Annotated in this window: 16 protein-coding genes; 9 read left to right on the forward strand and 7 right to left on the reverse strand. The window is 41.4% G+C overall.

The window, feature by feature from the left end; translation table 11 throughout:
• Positions 1–96: 96 nt before the first annotated feature.
• On the reverse strand, positions 97–627 hold the full coding sequence (locus tag G7Y42_RS08485) for a phenolic acid decarboxylase (RefSeq protein WP_165005727.1): 531 nt from the start codon (positions 625–627) through the stop codon (positions 97–99).
• A gap of 103 nt (positions 628–730) precedes the next feature.
• Here G7Y42_RS08485 and G7Y42_RS08490 point away from each other — a divergent pair, with 103 nt between their 5' ends.
• A complete protein-coding gene (locus G7Y42_RS08490; RefSeq protein ID WP_165005728.1) occupies positions 731–1,282 on the forward strand; it encodes a PadR family transcriptional regulator in 552 nt (183 codons plus the stop codon).
• Between the two features lie 192 nt (positions 1,283–1,474).
• Here G7Y42_RS08490 and G7Y42_RS08495 read toward each other — a convergent pair whose 3' ends face one another.
• Positions 1,475–1,948 carry a MerR family transcriptional regulator gene (locus G7Y42_RS08495; protein WP_165005797.1) on the reverse strand — a complete coding sequence of 158 codons (474 nt, stop codon included), beginning with the start codon at positions 1,946–1,948 and terminating at the stop codon, positions 1,475–1,477.
• 137 nt (positions 1,949–2,085) lie between these two features.
• On the opposite strand from G7Y42_RS08495, the gene G7Y42_RS08500 reads away from it, so the two are divergent.
• Both G7Y42_RS08500 and G7Y42_RS08505 read left to right on the forward strand, forming a co-directional pair.
• The gene (locus G7Y42_RS08500; protein WP_165037889.1) at positions 2,086–3,558 is read left to right on the forward strand and encodes an MDR family MFS transporter; all 1,473 of its coding nucleotides are present in this window, start codon (positions 2,086–2,088) and stop codon (positions 3,556–3,558) included.
• Positions 3,555–4,265, forward strand: a complete 711-nt coding sequence (locus tag G7Y42_RS08505; RefSeq protein WP_165037891.1) for a DUF4811 domain-containing protein — start codon at positions 3,555–3,557, stop codon at positions 4,263–4,265. Before G7Y42_RS08500 ends, G7Y42_RS08505 begins: the two co-directional genes overlap by 4 nt.
• A 256-nt stretch (positions 4,266–4,521) precedes the next feature.
• Here the strand turns inward: G7Y42_RS08505 and G7Y42_RS08510 are convergent, their stop codons facing one another.
• The 3 genes from G7Y42_RS08510 to G7Y42_RS08520 are packed head-to-tail and all read right to left on the reverse strand — an operon-like array spanning position 4,522 to position 7,049.
• Positions 4,522–4,941 carry an amino acid decarboxylase gene (locus tag G7Y42_RS08510; protein WP_165037893.1) on the reverse strand — a complete coding sequence of 140 codons (420 nt, stop codon included), beginning with the start codon at positions 4,939–4,941 and terminating at the stop codon, positions 4,522–4,524.
• Between the two features lies 1 nt (position 4,942).
• Positions 4,943–5,527 (reverse strand): UbiX family flavin prenyltransferase, encoded by a 585-nt coding sequence (locus G7Y42_RS08515; RefSeq protein WP_165037895.1) that lies wholly within the window; start codon positions 5,525–5,527, stop codon positions 4,943–4,945.
• A gap of 46 nt (positions 5,528–5,573) precedes the next feature.
• Entirely contained in the window at positions 5,574–7,049 is a 1,476-nt protein-coding gene (locus G7Y42_RS08520; protein ID WP_165037897.1) for a UbiD family decarboxylase, read from the reverse strand.
• Positions 7,050–7,232: 183 nt separating this feature from the next.
• Between G7Y42_RS08520 and G7Y42_RS08525 the strand changes: the two genes are divergently transcribed.
• Positions 7,233–7,535, forward strand: coding sequence for a hypothetical protein (locus G7Y42_RS08525; protein ID WP_165037980.1), 303 nt, complete (start codon positions 7,233–7,235; stop codon positions 7,533–7,535).
• A 234-nt stretch (positions 7,536–7,769) separates the two neighbouring features.
• Here G7Y42_RS08525 and G7Y42_RS08530 read toward each other — a convergent pair whose 3' ends face one another.
• Positions 7,770–10,106: an ABC transporter ATP-binding protein/permease gene (locus tag G7Y42_RS08530; protein WP_165037900.1), complete on the reverse strand. Its 2,337-nt coding sequence runs from the start codon at positions 10,104–10,106 to the stop codon at positions 7,770–7,772.
• A 140-nt stretch (positions 10,107–10,246) separates the two neighbouring features.
• Here G7Y42_RS08530 and G7Y42_RS08535 point away from each other — a divergent pair, with 140 nt between their 5' ends.
• Together G7Y42_RS08535 and G7Y42_RS08540 are read left to right on the forward strand one after the other, a co-directional pair.
• Positions 10,247–10,921, forward strand: coding sequence for a response regulator transcription factor (locus tag G7Y42_RS08535; protein ID WP_165037902.1), 675 nt, complete (start codon positions 10,247–10,249; stop codon positions 10,919–10,921).
• Positions 10,918–11,952, forward strand: a complete 1,035-nt coding sequence (locus tag G7Y42_RS08540) for a HAMP domain-containing sensor histidine kinase (protein WP_165037904.1) — start codon at positions 10,918–10,920, stop codon at positions 11,950–11,952. Before G7Y42_RS08535 ends, G7Y42_RS08540 begins: the two co-directional genes overlap by 4 nt.
• Before the next feature lie 182 nt (positions 11,953–12,134).
• Here the strand turns inward: G7Y42_RS08540 and G7Y42_RS08545 are convergent, their stop codons facing one another.
• Complete coding sequence (locus G7Y42_RS08545; RefSeq protein WP_165037906.1) at positions 12,135–13,022, reverse strand: LysR family transcriptional regulator; 888 nt, start codon at positions 13,020–13,022, stop codon at positions 12,135–12,137.
• A 160-nt stretch (positions 13,023–13,182) separates the two neighbouring features.
• Here G7Y42_RS08545 and G7Y42_RS08550 point away from each other — a divergent pair, with 160 nt between their 5' ends.
• The 3 genes from G7Y42_RS08550 to G7Y42_RS08560 all read left to right on the forward strand — a co-directional run bounded on the left by G7Y42_RS08550 (position 13,183) and on the right by G7Y42_RS08560 (position 15,037).
• Complete coding sequence (locus G7Y42_RS08550; RefSeq protein ID WP_165005740.1) at positions 13,183–13,911, forward strand: DUF554 domain-containing protein; 729 nt, start codon at positions 13,183–13,185, stop codon at positions 13,909–13,911.
• Between the two features lie 204 nt (positions 13,912–14,115).
• Entirely contained in the window at positions 14,116–14,433 is a 318-nt protein-coding gene (locus G7Y42_RS08555; RefSeq protein ID WP_165005741.1) for a PadR family transcriptional regulator, read from the forward strand.
• Positions 14,426–15,037, forward strand: a complete 612-nt coding sequence (locus G7Y42_RS08560) for a DUF1700 domain-containing protein (protein WP_165037908.1) — start codon at positions 14,426–14,428, stop codon at positions 15,035–15,037. Before G7Y42_RS08555 ends, G7Y42_RS08560 begins: the two co-directional genes overlap by 8 nt.
• Positions 15,038–15,051: the final 14 nt, after the last annotated feature.

Below are 15,051 nucleotides of genomic sequence, written 5' to 3' on the forward strand. Positions count from 1 at the left end.
TTTCGACTTATTTTTCGAAGAAGCTACTTCTGGAACACCGTTTATTCGGAAAAAGGGGATGTGACGATAGTTTTGTCACATCCCCTTTCTATGTTTTTATTTGATTCGTTTGTAATTTTCATCGAAGTATTTGCCGTTTCGGATATCATCTGGCATACCATCGTATGGTTCTTCGCTGATAACGTCTTCGTTATCGATCCCAGCTTCACCCATATAAGTGATCGTTGCAAATTCAGGAACGAGCATTTTTGGATAAGTTTCATATTTTTCACGTGCTTCTTCCATTTCTGCGATATGTTCGTTTTGGAAAGTCACTGTGATTTCTGGATGTTCTTCAACCCATTTAGGGAAAAAGATCATTCCGTGAAGTTTCTTTTCATTTGGCATAAAGTCTAAAGCAACGTCTGTACCTGTTGGCTCTGTCCAAGTGATTTTGAATACGCCGTCTGTCAGTTTAACGATATCGGCTTCTTGGTCTTTCACCCAACGACCCTTCACCATGCCGCCATGGATACGGTAGTCTACAGTATGGTCATTTTTTGCGTACCATTCGTATTCCCAGCCATTGTCATACGTATAGATAAAGTGTGTTCCGATAAAGTCTTCTAGTTCTTTAAATTCTTTCATGCCTAAGCATCTCCTTTTAAATTAAAACATGTAATAAACTACATGTTTTTGATTACTCATTTATGATAGAATGTTTTTAAAGATTTGTCAAGGAGGAAAACTGATGGCAAGAAAAAACACGTTGCGCTATATATTATTAGGGTTATTGAGTAAGAAGAAGATGTCGGGCTACGAATTGAATCAATCTTTCAAAAATGAAATTGGCGAGTTCTGGCAGGCGAAGCATAGTCAGATTTATCCGGAGCTGGCAAAAATGGAAGAACAGGGGATCATCAAGCATGAAATAGCGATCACTGGTTCGAAGCTGGAAAAAAAGGTGTATCAGCTGACAGAAGAAGGCAAAGAACAGTTGAACGAGTGGATCCATGCAGCTACAAATGAATTGCCTGTCAATCGGGATGAATTTGTCTTGAAGCTTTATTTTGTCAAAGATGTGAATGATCCGGCACTCATCGAGATCATCGACCAGCAGCGCGAATTGCATGAAGAAAAGCGGCAGCATCTTTTAGAACGGCAAAAGCTGATTTTCCCGACTGAAAAAGAGCAGCATGAGAATTATGGACATTATCTGATCCTGACACATGCGATCAATCGGGAAACAGAATATACGAACTGGCTGACAGAAGTGCTGAAAGAAATAAAGAAACGCAATTAGCTAAGTCGCAAAGTACTGACGGTGAGGAACGCCAATCAGACAAAAAAACATCCGAAAGATCATTTCTGAACCTGCGAAAGGCAGGAACAGGAACGGATCGTTCGGATGTTTTTTATGAAAAGGGAAGTGCATGAGATGATTCGTTTTGCTGTTTTTTCAAAACGTTTGCATTTACGGGCAAGAAAAAGGCAGTCAGATTTCCTTCAATAACTGTTCATAGTCGACTTTTTCATCTGCAGGTAAGAGCTTGTAAGCTAGCTCGTCTGTCTGGTCATCATGGATGATATACATTTGAGCATCGTCTTCTTTGAATTTTCCGATCGACAAAATCGTATAGCGTTCATCGAACAATTCGATATCTTTGATTGCTTTTGAAAAAACTTTGCGTACATGGTGCATTTTCTTTTGACGGATCTCTGCTTTTTCTGCGGCTTTTGCCAAGGTATATCCTTCATCTAGATAATGTTTGATCAATTCGACTTTTATGACGATAGGCAAACGATATTTTCTAGGACAATTCACATCTGCTTCTATCGATTGGATGAAACCTTTTTGTTCCCAATATCTCAACTGCCGAGGGGATACTCCGACGATTTCGCTTAATTCACTGATACCAACAACTAATTGATCGTTCTCTAACAAACGCTTTAGGGAAGCACCAACCATTTTTTCCACTCCTTTTGTCCTTCCAGTTTCCTCCATTATACTTTCATTAACTAATGTGTCAAGTAGGTTGACAAAAGTTGCAATTAGGAATAAAGTATTCTAGTGGTTTCAGAAAAAAATCAGAAAGAAGGAGAAATATGAGTAAAAATCAGCCCGTAGATATTTACGGCAAACCATATAATCGGACACTTTTAGTTGTTGTCTTATTAATTGGTACATTTTGTACCGTTTTGAACCAAACCTTATTGACAACAGCCTTTCCAACATTGATGAAAGCTTTTGATATTTCAGCTTCCGATGTACAATGGCTGACAACAGGATTCTTATTAGTCAATGGGATCATGATCCCAATTACTGCATGGCTAATCAATAAATTTAGTTCCAGAAATCTTTATTTATCTGCTATGACTATTTTCTTGATTGGGACAATCACTTGTTTTGTCGCACCTAACTTCAGCACTTTATTGATTGGACGTTTGATCCAAGCATGTGGTGTCGGAGTATCGATGCCATTATTGCAAAACATCATGCTATCAATCTTCCCGCCAGAAAAAAGAGGATCAGCTATGGGGATGTCAGGGATCGTTATCGGTCTAGCTCCTGCATTAGGCCCTACTTTATCTGGTTATATCATTGATAACTATCATTGGCGTGATTTATTCGGGATGGTTCTGCCAATCGTTGTTCTTGTTTTGGTCTTAGCCTTTTTCTTGATGAAGAGCGTTATCCCATTGTCAAATCCAAGTATCGACATTCTTTCAGCAATCCTTTCAACGATCGGGTTCGGTAGTTTGCTTTACGGATTCTCAAGTGTTGGGGACGATGGCTGGGGAAGTGCCAAAGTTATCGGTTTCTTGATCGTTGGGGTAATTTTCATTGCATTCTTTGCATGGCGCCAACTTCATTTGGAACATCCATTTTTGGAATTGCGCGTATTTAAATCTTCAACCTTTACGATTGCTGCTATTTTAGCTGGTGTGACGAATATGGCGATGGTGGGGGCCGAAATGGTCGTACCATTATATATCCAGAATATTCGTGGCGAATCAGCATTCCATTCCGGTTTGATGCTGCTTCCAGGTGCGCTGATCATGGGGGCGATGATGCCGGTCACAGGTGCGATCTTTGATAAATATGGTGCAAAACGCCTAGCAATCACCGGGATGTTCATCCTGACAGCTGCAACAGCGCCATTTGCCTTTTTGACAAAAACGACACCTGTTCTATATATCGTCGTTCTTTATGCGATCCGCATGTTTGGTATTTCTATGGTCATGATGCCGGTAACGACATCTGGTATGAACGCCTTGCCAAATAAACTGATCAGTCACGGGACAGCAGTGAACAACACTTTCCGACAAATTGCGAGCTCAATCGGGACAGCGATTCTGATCAGTGTGCTGACAAATGTGACGAAAGCAAACATCCCTAGCAAATCTGTGTTGAACAACACACCTTTAGCTTATAAAGACCAAGCTATCAATGCCACATTATCTGGTTACCACGCTGCATTCTTCGTGGCGATCGTCTTTGGGATCATCGGCTTCTTGATTGCCTTTGCATTGAAGAAAAAAGAACCTGTTCTAACGAAAGCGGGGGATAATGCATGATTTTAGGTGTATTGATTGTTAGTTTACTTGCGTTTGCTTTAACGAATGTTTTTGCGAAAAAATCATGGCAGACACTTTTATCCTTAGTATTCGGCTTGATCTTCGTTGCATCGTTAGGCTTGATCGTCGCTAATTTATCCAACCACTTCGGTATGGAAAAAGTAACGGAAACGAAAACGACAAAAATTGTCTCAAGTACAGAGTCTGACAGCGCCAATATGCTGTTATACAAAGCTCTTGGAAACGGAACAGAAAAAGTCTATCTTTACCGCACAGACGAAAGTCAGAAGAAACCAAAAGCAACAGGTACAGACAATGAAACGAATAAAGTAGAAAAAACAGATGGCGATGCTGAGAAAGTATCAAAAACCACCTATTGGATCTACAAAAGCGACATGTACAAATTCTGGTTCAATATCGCAGATAACAACCATGAATACGACAAGCGTGTCAATACCTTCAAGATCCCAGCAGACTGGGTCGAATTAAGTACCGATCAGGCAGAGAAATTAGCTGGACTAGTGAAGGAAAAACAAAGCACGATGGAAAGCGAAGCCAAAACATTCGTGCAAGAAGGTTTAGTGAAAGCAATGACTGAAAATCCGAAAATGAGTCAAGAAGAACAAGCAAAATTGACAAAAGACTTAGCTGCGGATTATCAAAAACAGGCATTAGCTAAATTAGTGAAAGAAGTAAAAGGGGAATAATCCCTACAAAGAAAAAGAACCAAAAACGGCAATCTGCTGTTTTTGGTTCTTTTTTGTTATCTCAAGGGCAAGGAAGCGAGGATGCAAAATCTAGATGATTTAATTGATGTTCTTGGGAGATGAAAAGAAAGCAGAAAAATATCGGCAAGGATATCAATGGGCAGAAGATAGAAGAAAAAAATATCCTGCGCCCACAAAGGTCGACTTCTTGGTCTGACTTTTGGGGCACACGATATTCGCGTAGTTTCTTGTATGGTTACAATGGTTTTTCGCCGTTTTTATAATAAACAGGTTCTTTGCTTTGAAAATCTGTGTGATTCAACCAATCCAGGATCTTCCTCCCAACCGTTTCAGCCATTGGGAAGGAAGCTTGGATTTGTGCATTTGAAATGTGATCAACGTGGACACCGGAAGTGATGGTACAACTTCCAGGAACAGCTTCTTTGATGATCTCAGCAATTTTTTGAGCCAAGACATCATCTTTATGGAATCGTCCGTCATGGCTAGGAAAACGGATGGTCTGGACATCGGTCTCGCGAGAGAAGGCGGTGATCGTACCAATATGCGGTGTATCGCCGCCCGTCAGCGTCACCAGTAAATCTTTTCCAATGACTGTTACTGCAGCTCGTATCGTGAAATCAAGTTTCGTTACCTCAAAAAGATACTCTTTTTCCATCTCAATCACCTTGCCATCGCTTGGAATGCTCATTTTCGATCCCGAACTGATCCAATAGCTTCATTGTATGATGATCGACAAGGTCTTGAATCGTCTGAGGCTGATTGTAAAAAGCAGGGATCGGCGGGATGATCTGTACCCCTAAACGTGCCAATTTCGTCAAATTCTCTAAATGAATCGCATTTAGCGGTGTTTCACGAGGAACGATCACTAGCTTACGCTGTTCTTTCATAGTGACGTCTGCCGCTCGTGCAATCAGATTGTCGCCTAAACCGACAGAAATCCCGGCAATCGTCTTCATACTTGCTGGAACGATGATCATACCGTCTGTCAAAAATGAACCACTGGCTACAGCTGCACCTAGATCATTATTTGAATAATGGTAATCGAACAAGTCTTCAAATTCATGAAGAGACAAGTCAGATTCCAATTTCAGGTTTTGTTTTGCCCAGGTACTGATGATCCCGTGTGTTTCGACCATTGGATATTCCTTTAGTTTTTTCACGAGATTGATCGCATAAATCGTCCCTGAAGCACCACTTACGCCAATAACGATTTTTTTCTTTCGTTGTTCCATGTCATCCATCACTTTCCTTTATTGTTGATTTTTCAAAACAGCGCGGGTTATACGTTTACTTCAAGTATTTTTCCCAATCGTCGACTTCTTTGAATTGGGCACGAACAAAGTGTTCCTTCATGTCATATGGGACTGTGCCGTCGAAGATCGTTTTGGCACTCATCCCGCGGAAACGGATAGAACCTGGATTGTATTGCGGTAATTCAGATGGATCTAATGGATGATTTCTCATGCCAGGGATCACGATCACGTCTTTGTCTCCTTGGAAACGAGTGTTGAATGTCCAAACGACATCGTTCATGTCAAAGATATCGACGTCTTCGTCTACTAAAATAACAGTTTTCAATTCTTTGAAGGCAGATAATGCAAGGATAGCAGCTTGACGTTGGATTCCTTCATCTGCTTCATTTTCTTTACGGATCTGCATGATCGTCATCAATTTACCGCCGCCTGCTGGAGGATTGTAGACATTCACTACTTTTCCAGGGATTGCTTTGTCAACGAGTGCTAAAATACTTGCTTCTGTTGGGATACCAGCCATTGAAACATGTTCTTCACTTGGTCCGATCGTTGTTTGCATGATTGGATTGTCTTTGCGATGCGTCACTGCTTTTACTTTGACTACATGGACTGCTGGATTTGCATCACCAGTATAGCCAGGAAATTCCGGCATCGCTTTTCCTGAGTTTGTGTTGATATCTTCTTGCATGGTTTCATTTGGCATGATTTCTGCTTCGATGATGAATTCAGCACGAGCGATACCAACTTCATCGACTGCGACACCGTCTACGATTTGGACAGGTTCATTCCGCAAAGCACCTGCGCACCATAATTCGTTGTAGCCAAGTGGTGTGGTAGGTGGTTCGAAGGTCGTACCAATGGCGATTGCTGGATCTAAACCGATATTGATAGTGATAGGCATTGGTTTATTCAATGCTTCAAATTGTTTTTGGAAGTGACCGATGTGGCGTCCGCCAGGCATGATGTACATGCCGATCGTATCTTCATCTTCTAAAACCATACGATGGATCGTTACATCACTCATTGTTTTTTCAGGATCTGAACCTAAAACAACGCCCATTGTGATATATGGACCAGCATCTTCTGGTGTATTTGTTGGTGCTGGTAAGATTTTACGAATATCAAAATCAGCATCGGACGAAAGATGGACGACTTCTTGTGCAGGAGCATCTGTTTTTTCGACTTTCACTGGTTTGATCGGATTTTCTACGGCATCTTTCAAAAAGCGTCCTAATGTACGGTAATCATGGTGCAGGATTTCACCTACGCGTTTACGACTGGCCATCGTACCGATATTGACGCGTTTTCCAGGGAAGCCCTTGATATTGTTGAAGGTCATTGCTGGTCCTTCTTGTGTTGGTCGTTTAACTGTACCGCCAGCACCGATGTAACGATAGACACCGGATAATTCTGCTTCTGGATCGATCTCGATGTCTGTTTCGTGATATTGTCCTGGAAGACTTTTTAGTTCTTCGATGACTTTTCTCAAATCATATGGTTGATCTGTCATGTCAAATTCCTCCCTTTTTCTGTACAATCAAATAGTACGAGGAAGCATTCGGGAAAACAATTCAACTTGTTGGTGTATTTATTCCGTTATGGAATGGATGCGTTTTTTTTGTCAATCGAAGTTTTTGTAGTAAACTAGTATTAACAAGGTTGATAACGCATACATTAAGGAGGGGGAGCGATGATGGAAAATCAGTTGCCAAAAGCAGTAAAAGCGGAAAATCTTGCGAATATCTTACGAGTGAAATATGAGAATGGTGAAGTAAGGTATCTAAAAACGCATTGGGTAGGAGAGGTTACTGGTGCCTTTCGATTTGGTAAAAATGGAAAGGGAAAAAGAAAAAATCTGCTCGCTCTTTCTCGTAATATGTGGATTGGCTCAGAGGTGAGGATCGAAGACGATGGCACGGTGATCCTGAATGGAAAAGACAGGTATACACCAGAAGAGTTATGGTACGAAGGAAAGAAAAGTATACCAGAATTATAAAAAACAATTAGAAAAAAACAGCGCGAAACAAGGAATATATTGCTTCCTCGTTTCGTGCTGTTTTCTACTATTTCAGTGTTCTTATGACTCAAAGCTGAACGTGGTTGTCGCAACCTGATAGACGGTGTTCCAACCACAACTTTTCGGTCATAAGCCCACGAAACAAGAAAATATGTGGAGCTATTTTCTGTTCAGTGTTCTTATGTCTCAAAGTTGAACGTGGTTGTCACAACCTTATTCTGCACGCAATGCTATTGCTGCATCTTTCTTCGCTGCCATACGTGCCGGAATATGCCCGCCAAGCATTGTCAGAACGGTGGATACGACGATCAGGATCAGCGCATGCACAGGATTCAGTTGTGCAACGTTTTTCAGATCAGTCATCTGGTATAAGATACTGTTGATCGGGAAAGTCGCTAACCATGCGATGAACACACCTAACAGACCAGAAGTGATTCCCAAAATACACGTTTCGGCATCGAATACACGTGTGATATCTTTTTTACGTGCCCCTAATGCTTTTAACACACCGATTTCTTTCGTCCGTTCGATCACAGAAGTATAAGTGATGATGCTGATCATGATCATACTTGTTACCAATGAGATCCCTGCAAATGCTACTAAAACATAAGTGATAGCGTCCATCAATCCACCTGTCAGTTCTGTCATTGTACCAGCCAGATCGGAATAGATGATCTTGTCTTCTTCTGATTTTCCTTTGTTATAATCATCCAGGTAATCAAGGACTTTGTCTTTATCGCCAAAGTTGTTCGGGTAGATCATGATACTTGAAGGAAGGCTGTCGCCGCCTAAAAGACTGATCAGTGATTGCTTGGTCGTGCCATCGACTTTTTCCGTAGTCAGGACGTTCATGTCGCTGTCTTTTTGTGCTTTTACGATATCGGAATCTTTGTTTTCTTCTACGATTTGTGTTGTCAACTGATCGCTATAAGCAATTCCGGGTGATAACAGGTTCATCGTGGAAGAAGATTTCACACGCAGGATTCCTGCGATTTTTACTTCGCCGGTCGAATTTGCGTACATTGCGTCATAATCAGTGTTTGGAACAAAATTTCCAGTTGGCAATTTTGTGTAATAGTCGTTGTTGTTTACCAGCTTGAGCGTTGTGCCGACGATGTTGTCAAAGTCCAGTTTCTGACCGTCTTTGACATCGAAGCCAAGATTTTTCAACGCATTGATATTCGTGTTGTTGTTTCCATCGACGATCAAAACAACATCTGTAGGAGAAGCAGGATATTCTCCGGCAAGCAAGGAATAATTTGCCTTCAGAAAGTTTTCTTTTTGATTGTCAAGCTGTGTAGGGAAACTTGATACCCCAACACCTGTCATAGCGGACATCGTACTTGAAAATGACAAGGTTTCCGAATCTGGATCTTGATTCGAGAATTTCACAGGCTGTACTTTCCCATCGACATCTCGTAAAAGATTGATGCCTGTTGTACGTGTAAACCCGATATTGTTACTTAGATCTGGATCGATGTCTTTCACGTAATCGACATATTTCTGATCGATTTTATTGACGTGCTGTGCGCGATCCTCATCACTGATTTTTGCGGTGATGGTTTTACTGTCGGGATAATCTGCCTTGCTGGAGCCTAAAGCAGCTTGATCATTTGTCTGACTTGTCGTTACTTTGGAGATCGTGATCGGGAATTTGGCCATGGTTTCTGCTTGCGTACTGTCGATTTGTTTCTGGAAACCAGAAGAAAGAGAGAGTACGATCGCGATCCCGATGATCCCGATACTTGAAGCAAAGGAGGTCAGGAATGTCCGTCCTTTTTTCGTACGGATATTGTTGAAGGACAGTTTCAATGCTGTCCAGAAGCTCATCTTTGTTTTTCGCAGATTGAACTGATCCGTTTTAGGTCGTTCAATATGCGGATGAGAATCGGATAAGATCTTTCCATCAGAAAACTCGATGATGCGGTCGGCATATTGATGTGCAAGTTCAGGATTATGCGTGACCATGATGACTAGTTTTTCGTTTGATAATTCTTCGATCAGTTCCATGATCTGGACACTAGTCTCTGTATCTAGTGCGCCAGTAGGTTCGTCACACAAAAGAATGTCGGGGTCATTTGCCAAAGCTCTGGCAATGGCTACCCGCTGCATCTGTCCACCGGATAACTGGTTCGGTTTTTTGTTCATATGAGCGGATAGACCGACACGATGTAAAGCTTCTTCTGCTTTTTTCCGTTTCTCTTCTTTTGAAACACCGCTGAGTGTCATACCTAGTTCGACATTTTCAACGATCCCCAAATGACCGATCAGATTATAGCTTTGGAAAATAAACCCGATGGAATTATTGCGGTACGCATCCCAGTCGCTGTCTTTGAAATCCTTGGTCGATTTTCCGTTGATGACCATATCGCCAGAATCATAGTTATCTAGTCCGCCGATCACATTCAGCATCGTTGTTTTTCCGGAGCCGCTTGGACCGAGAATCGCCACGAATTCTTTTTGTCTGAAGGCAACGGATACGCCATCTAATGCTTTTGTCGTTGTTTCGCCGACTTTATAATATTTTTTTATTTCTTTTAGTTGTAGCATATTCACCCTTCTCCCATGTTGAAATATTCGGTATACTTACAAGTATATCAGAACAATGATCGTAGTATACGGTATGAATATTAACTGAAGATGAACAGAAAGAAAAAATCTAGAAATTTTTCAAAAACAGAGGGAGAAAAATGAATCGTATCTTAATCGTAGAAGATGATGAAAAGCTTCAATTGCTGTATCGTTCAGTCCTAGAACGGGCAGGTTTTGTGGCGATCACTGCATCAAGTGGCGAAGAAGCACTGAACAAACTAGAAGATATCCATGTCGAGTTAGTGATCACAGATATCATGATGCCGGAAATGAATGGCTATGAATTAGTCGAAATGCTCCGCAGCTGTGATAGTGAGACGCCCATACTGATGATTACAGCTAAAGCAGATTTTGAAGACAAAAAACGCGGGTTTCATCTAGGAGTAGATGACTATATGACGAAACCTGTAGACGTGAATGAAATGATCTTACGTGTCGAAGCATTACTGAGACGATCAAAAATCAACCACAGCAGCCAGCTGCTGATAGGCGAGACGTGTTTGGATCAGGATTCTTATGAAGTAACCAAACAACAGCAAACAACGATTCTTCCGCAAAAAGAATTCCAGCTGCTCTATAAGCTGCTCGCTTACCCGAATAAGATTTTTACCCGGCAGCAATTGATGGATGATATCTGGGGACTGGACACGAACACGGAAGAACGTACGATCGATGTACATATCAAGCGTTTAAGAACCCGATTTGAAGAAAACGATGATTTTCAAATTATGACTGTCCGCGGACTGGGGTATAAGGCGGTCATCTCAAAATGAAGAAAAAAATATTCTCACAATTATGGATCTATTTCGCTAGCATCGTCTTTGTCTCGATTTTAGTCACGCTGCTCTGCTTTCTTGGCTTTATTTTTTTACTGACCCAACAGTCGATTCCAGCTTCTGAAAAGCCGACATTGTCTCCACTGTTCGTTTTTGCTGGATTCAGTATGATGGTCGGGACAGGCATATCGATCTTCGTCGGTCGCAGGATCTTGCAGCCGATCAGCGAATTGCGCATGAATATGAGTAAGGTGGCAAAAGGTGATTTTTCGATACGGATGGATGAACAGCAAAAAGTGGAAGAAGTACAGCAATTGTATAAAGACTTCAATGTGATGGTCCACGAATTGAGCAGCATCGAAACGTTGAGGAATGATTTTGTTTCTAGTGTGTCACATGAATTCAAGACTCCTCTGGCAACGATCCAAGGGTATGTCCAGCTGCTGCAGACACCGGATATTTCTGAGGAAGAACGTCAGATTTTTTTGCAACGGATGATTGAAAGCATCACGCAGCTGACGCAATTGACCGATAATGTACTGAAATTGAATAAATTAGAAAATCAGCGGATCCAGTTAGAGAAGAAGGAATTCCGGCTAGATGAGCAGGTTCGTGAAGTGATCGTATTCCTACAGCCGAAATGGGAAAAGGAGAACTTGGAATGGTCCATCGAATTGGAAAACATCCATTACGCAGGAAATGAAGAATTCTTGTACCAAGTCTGGCTGAATATCCTGGATAATGCCATCAAGTATAACCGTCCCAATGGCAACATCCAAGTGCGGCTCACACAAAATCAGGAGGACATCTTACTTGAAATCACGGATTCAGGTGTGGGAATGAACAAAGAAACACAGCAACGGATTTTCGAGAAATTTTATCAGGGGGATACCAGCCGACAGCTTGCAGGGAATGGCTTGGGACTTTCACTGGTGAAGAAAATCGTCGAGTTGCATGACGGGCACATCGATTACAGCAGTATCGAAGGAGTCGGTACGACCGCAATGATCCGTTTGAGTAAAGGATAGGAAAAAGAAACGAGATGGAGAAAATAAAATATGTTCTTTCGACATCGCATCGCTGATTTTTTATTGAACTGCGGGAAAGCTAAGCGTGATACGTAAGCGGATCAAATCAAGAGAGAATGATGCAAGGAGAGAGCGGAGATAGAGGCCGTTCTCTCCTTAGTTATATAGTGGAGTGGAAAAATTCAGTTTTCCTTGCTGTCTTGCTTCAGATAAGCCCAAAAAGCATCCGAAGCTAGCGAATGTTCCCCGATTCTCCGCGTGAATGCCAAGTAGCTTTCTCTTGTGGGCGTGATCGGAACGAGGACGGTATTTTCTTTGAGCAGATTCTTCACTGTTTTTTCCATGACGATAGCTACACCCATATCATTGGCGATCATATTGATGATCAAATCGATCCTTGAGCCTTTATAAGATATCTTAGGTTCGAATCCTGCTTCGTGACATAAATCAAGGACAGGCTGATACAGATTGGTGCTTGGTCCAAGTACTAAGAAATTCTCGTTCTGCAATTCCTCCAGTTGCAGGTGCGTTTTTGCTGCTAAAGGATGTCTTTTCGGAAGAACGGCCGCAAAATAATCTTTTTCTGTAGGGAGCCATTCAATGGATTTCGGTGGTGCTTGGAAACTACGGGCAAAATGGATCGTATCACTGTGTTCATTCGGCTCGTCATAGGTGAGTTCGACGCTTTCCACTTCTTTTAGCTGGACAGTGAATTCAGGATGAAGCTTCAGGAATTCGGTGATTTTCGCAAAACCATCATAGTTGATCATCGTCGGGATCGTCAGGATATTTAATGAAAGATTGTGTTCATTCGTATAAGTTTCCAGTACTCCCTGCATGGAATGATATTGTTCCACTACGTTTTTTACATAAGGCAACAACAAACTGCCAACCTCAGTCAATTCGATTTTTCGATGCGAGCGTTCGAATAATCTGATGTTTAATTCTGATTCTAAAGAAAGAATCTGTTTCGAAACATTTCCTTGGGTCGTAAATTGCCTTTCAGCTGTTTTGGTAAAATTCAATGTCTCCGCTAAATCAAGGAAAACTTCAAATTTATGGATATCCATGATGCTCCTCCTATCTATTCCAAATGAGAATACTTTAACACAAAATTTGAATTGGTGTAAACAAAACAATCTGGTACAATCATTTTTGCGATGAAAAACAATTTTTACAGAAATTTTTCTGAAATATTTTTCATATAAAGAAAATGGGAGGAGTTTTTTTATGCCAACAGGAGTTTTGATCAACGTCGGTTCTGTCTTATTTGGCGGATTGATCGGCGGTGTGTTGGGCAATAAGTTAAGCGAGAATTTTAAAACACAGCTTACGATGGTTTTTGGTGTTTGTTCGATGGGGATGGGGATTTATTCTATCGCACCGATGAAAAATATGCCAGCTGTTATTTTTGCTTTAGTCATAGGGACAGCGATCGGGTTGATCATCCATTTAGGTAATGGGATCAATAAAGGTGCAGCACTGATGCAAAAACCGATCTCTAAAATTTTTCCGAGTGAAAAATTAGGGATGACGCATGATGAGTTCATCACTACATTAGTGACAGTGATCGTATTGTTCTGTGCAAGTGGTACAGGGATTTACGGAAGTTTGGATTCAGGGATGACAGGCGACAGCACGATTCTGATCTCTAAATCTGTATTAGACTTTTTCACTGCGGCGATCTTTGCATGTAATCTAGGTTATGTTGTTTCAGTTGTAGCGATTCCGCAATTCATTATCTTCTATATTTTGTTTTTACTGGCAAAATTCATCTATCCGCTGACAACACCTGATATGATCTTGGATTTCAAAGCATGCGGCGGTTTCTTGATGGTCGCTACAGGATTTCGGATGATCAACGTGAAAATGTTCCCAGTAGCGGATATGATTCCGGCGATGGTTGTCATCATGCCATTGAGCTGGATGTGGACCAACTGGATCATGCCATTGCTGTGAGTAAAGAATATTTTTCATCTGATCGGTCTTAGTGCCGTAGATGTAAGTTTTTGAACACCGTTTATTCGGAAAAGAGGAGCTGTGACAATTTTTTTGTCACAGTTCCTCTTTTTTTCTTTGCCATACGATGTTTCAAAACAATATTATATGTGATATAATATAGAAAATAAAATTATATTACATTTGAAAAGAGAAGGTGGAAGAATGCATATTCAAATCCCGACTGTTCTTCTGGATGGCACAGTATTAGCCGCGCTTAGCAGAGAAGATATGTATGGTTACGCATTGACGAAGATCGTACAGAGCAGTTTGTCTGTCAGCGAATCAACGATGTATCCGGTATTACGAAGACTGAAGCAAGAAGGCTACTTAGAAACTTATGACGAACCATTCGAAGGTAGGAACCGCCGATATTATCGTTTGACATCTCTGGGACATCAGCACTTAGAAGAGATTATTGATGAATGGATCGTTTTTCGCGATTCCCTAGACCGACTATTGGAGGACAATAACAATGAATGAATATTTGAATGAAGTCATGGACAATCTTCACGAGATACCAGAAGATGATCGGTTTGATCTTATCCAATATTATGAAGAATATTTTTTGGACTCTGGAAAAAGTCTGGATCAGATCGTAGAAGAGTACGGTACACCGAAACAATTTGCGTTGAAGTTGAAAATCAGTTATTTCTCAGAAGAAAGTGGCGAAGCAGCGGATTACCCAGCTGGAGGGCCTAAACGGCAAATGCGGCTGATCTGGATGATCCTCTTAGGCTTGTTCGCATCACCTGTGCTGATTCCATTGGCCTTGGGATTCATTTTGGTCATTGGAGGTATCTTGGGTGCATTAGCCGCGATTATCATTGGGATCTACGTTATTTGTATCACGGTTTTAGGTATCGGGCTGGTCATGATCCTCGCAGGAATCAGTGTCTTAGGACAGTCCGTCACAAGCGGCTTGTTTTTTGCAGGTACGGGTTTGTTTGCGACAGGAGCAGCTGTTTTCTTCGCACCTTTGTTACTGAAGGGAACGAAATGGATGTTTTACGTCATGATGAACTTTGTCAAATGGGTAGGGCGACGCTTTATCACAAAACGTCAGTTCCATTCAGCGAATATATAAGAAAGCGGAGGGGC

Origin of the sequence: Enterococcus sp. ZJ1622 (assembly GCF_011038845.1) — a bacterium.
Taxonomy (GTDB): Bacteria; Bacillota; Bacilli; order Lactobacillales; family Enterococcaceae; genus Enterococcus_B.

Excerpts from the sequence above, each read along its gene's own strand:
- G7Y42_RS08485 (WP_165005727.1), bottom strand. The coding sequence starts at position 627 with ATGAAAGAATTTAAAGAACTAGAAGACTTTATCGGAACACACTTTATC.
- G7Y42_RS08490 (WP_165005728.1), top strand. The coding sequence starts at position 731 with ATGGCAAGAAAAAACACGTTGCGCTATATATTATTAGGGTTATTGAGT.
- G7Y42_RS08495 (WP_165005797.1), bottom strand. The coding sequence starts at position 1,948 with ATGGTTGGTGCTTCCCTAAAGCGTTTGTTAGAGAACGATCAATTAGTT.
- G7Y42_RS08500 (WP_165037889.1), top strand. The coding sequence starts at position 2,086 with ATGAGTAAAAATCAGCCCGTAGATATTTACGGCAAACCATATAATCGG.
- G7Y42_RS08505 (WP_165037891.1), top strand. The coding sequence starts at position 3,555 with ATGATTTTAGGTGTATTGATTGTTAGTTTACTTGCGTTTGCTTTAACG.
- G7Y42_RS08510 (WP_165037893.1), bottom strand. The coding sequence starts at position 4,941 with ATGGAAAAAGAGTATCTTTTTGAGGTAACGAAACTTGATTTCACGATA.
- G7Y42_RS08515 (WP_165037895.1), bottom strand. The coding sequence starts at position 5,527 with ATGGATGACATGGAACAACGAAAGAAAAAAATCGTTATTGGCGTAAGT.
- G7Y42_RS08520 (WP_165037897.1), bottom strand. The coding sequence starts at position 7,049 with ATGACAGATCAACCATATGATTTGAGAAAAGTCATCGAAGAACTAAAA.
- G7Y42_RS08525 (WP_165037980.1), top strand. The coding sequence starts at position 7,233 with ATGGAAAATCAGTTGCCAAAAGCAGTAAAAGCGGAAAATCTTGCGAAT.
- G7Y42_RS08530 (WP_165037900.1), bottom strand. The coding sequence starts at position 10,106 with ATGCTACAACTAAAAGAAATAAAAAAATATTATAAAGTCGGCGAAACA.
- G7Y42_RS08535 (WP_165037902.1), top strand. The coding sequence starts at position 10,247 with ATGAATCGTATCTTAATCGTAGAAGATGATGAAAAGCTTCAATTGCTG.
- G7Y42_RS08540 (WP_165037904.1), top strand. The coding sequence starts at position 10,918 with ATGAAGAAAAAAATATTCTCACAATTATGGATCTATTTCGCTAGCATC.
- G7Y42_RS08545 (WP_165037906.1), bottom strand. The coding sequence starts at position 13,022 with ATGGATATCCATAAATTTGAAGTTTTCCTTGATTTAGCGGAGACATTG.
- G7Y42_RS08550 (WP_165005740.1), top strand. The coding sequence starts at position 13,183 with ATGCCAACAGGAGTTTTGATCAACGTCGGTTCTGTCTTATTTGGCGGA.
- G7Y42_RS08555 (WP_165005741.1), top strand. The coding sequence starts at position 14,116 with ATGCATATTCAAATCCCGACTGTTCTTCTGGATGGCACAGTATTAGCC.
- G7Y42_RS08560 (WP_165037908.1), top strand. The coding sequence starts at position 14,426 with ATGAATGAATATTTGAATGAAGTCATGGACAATCTTCACGAGATACCA.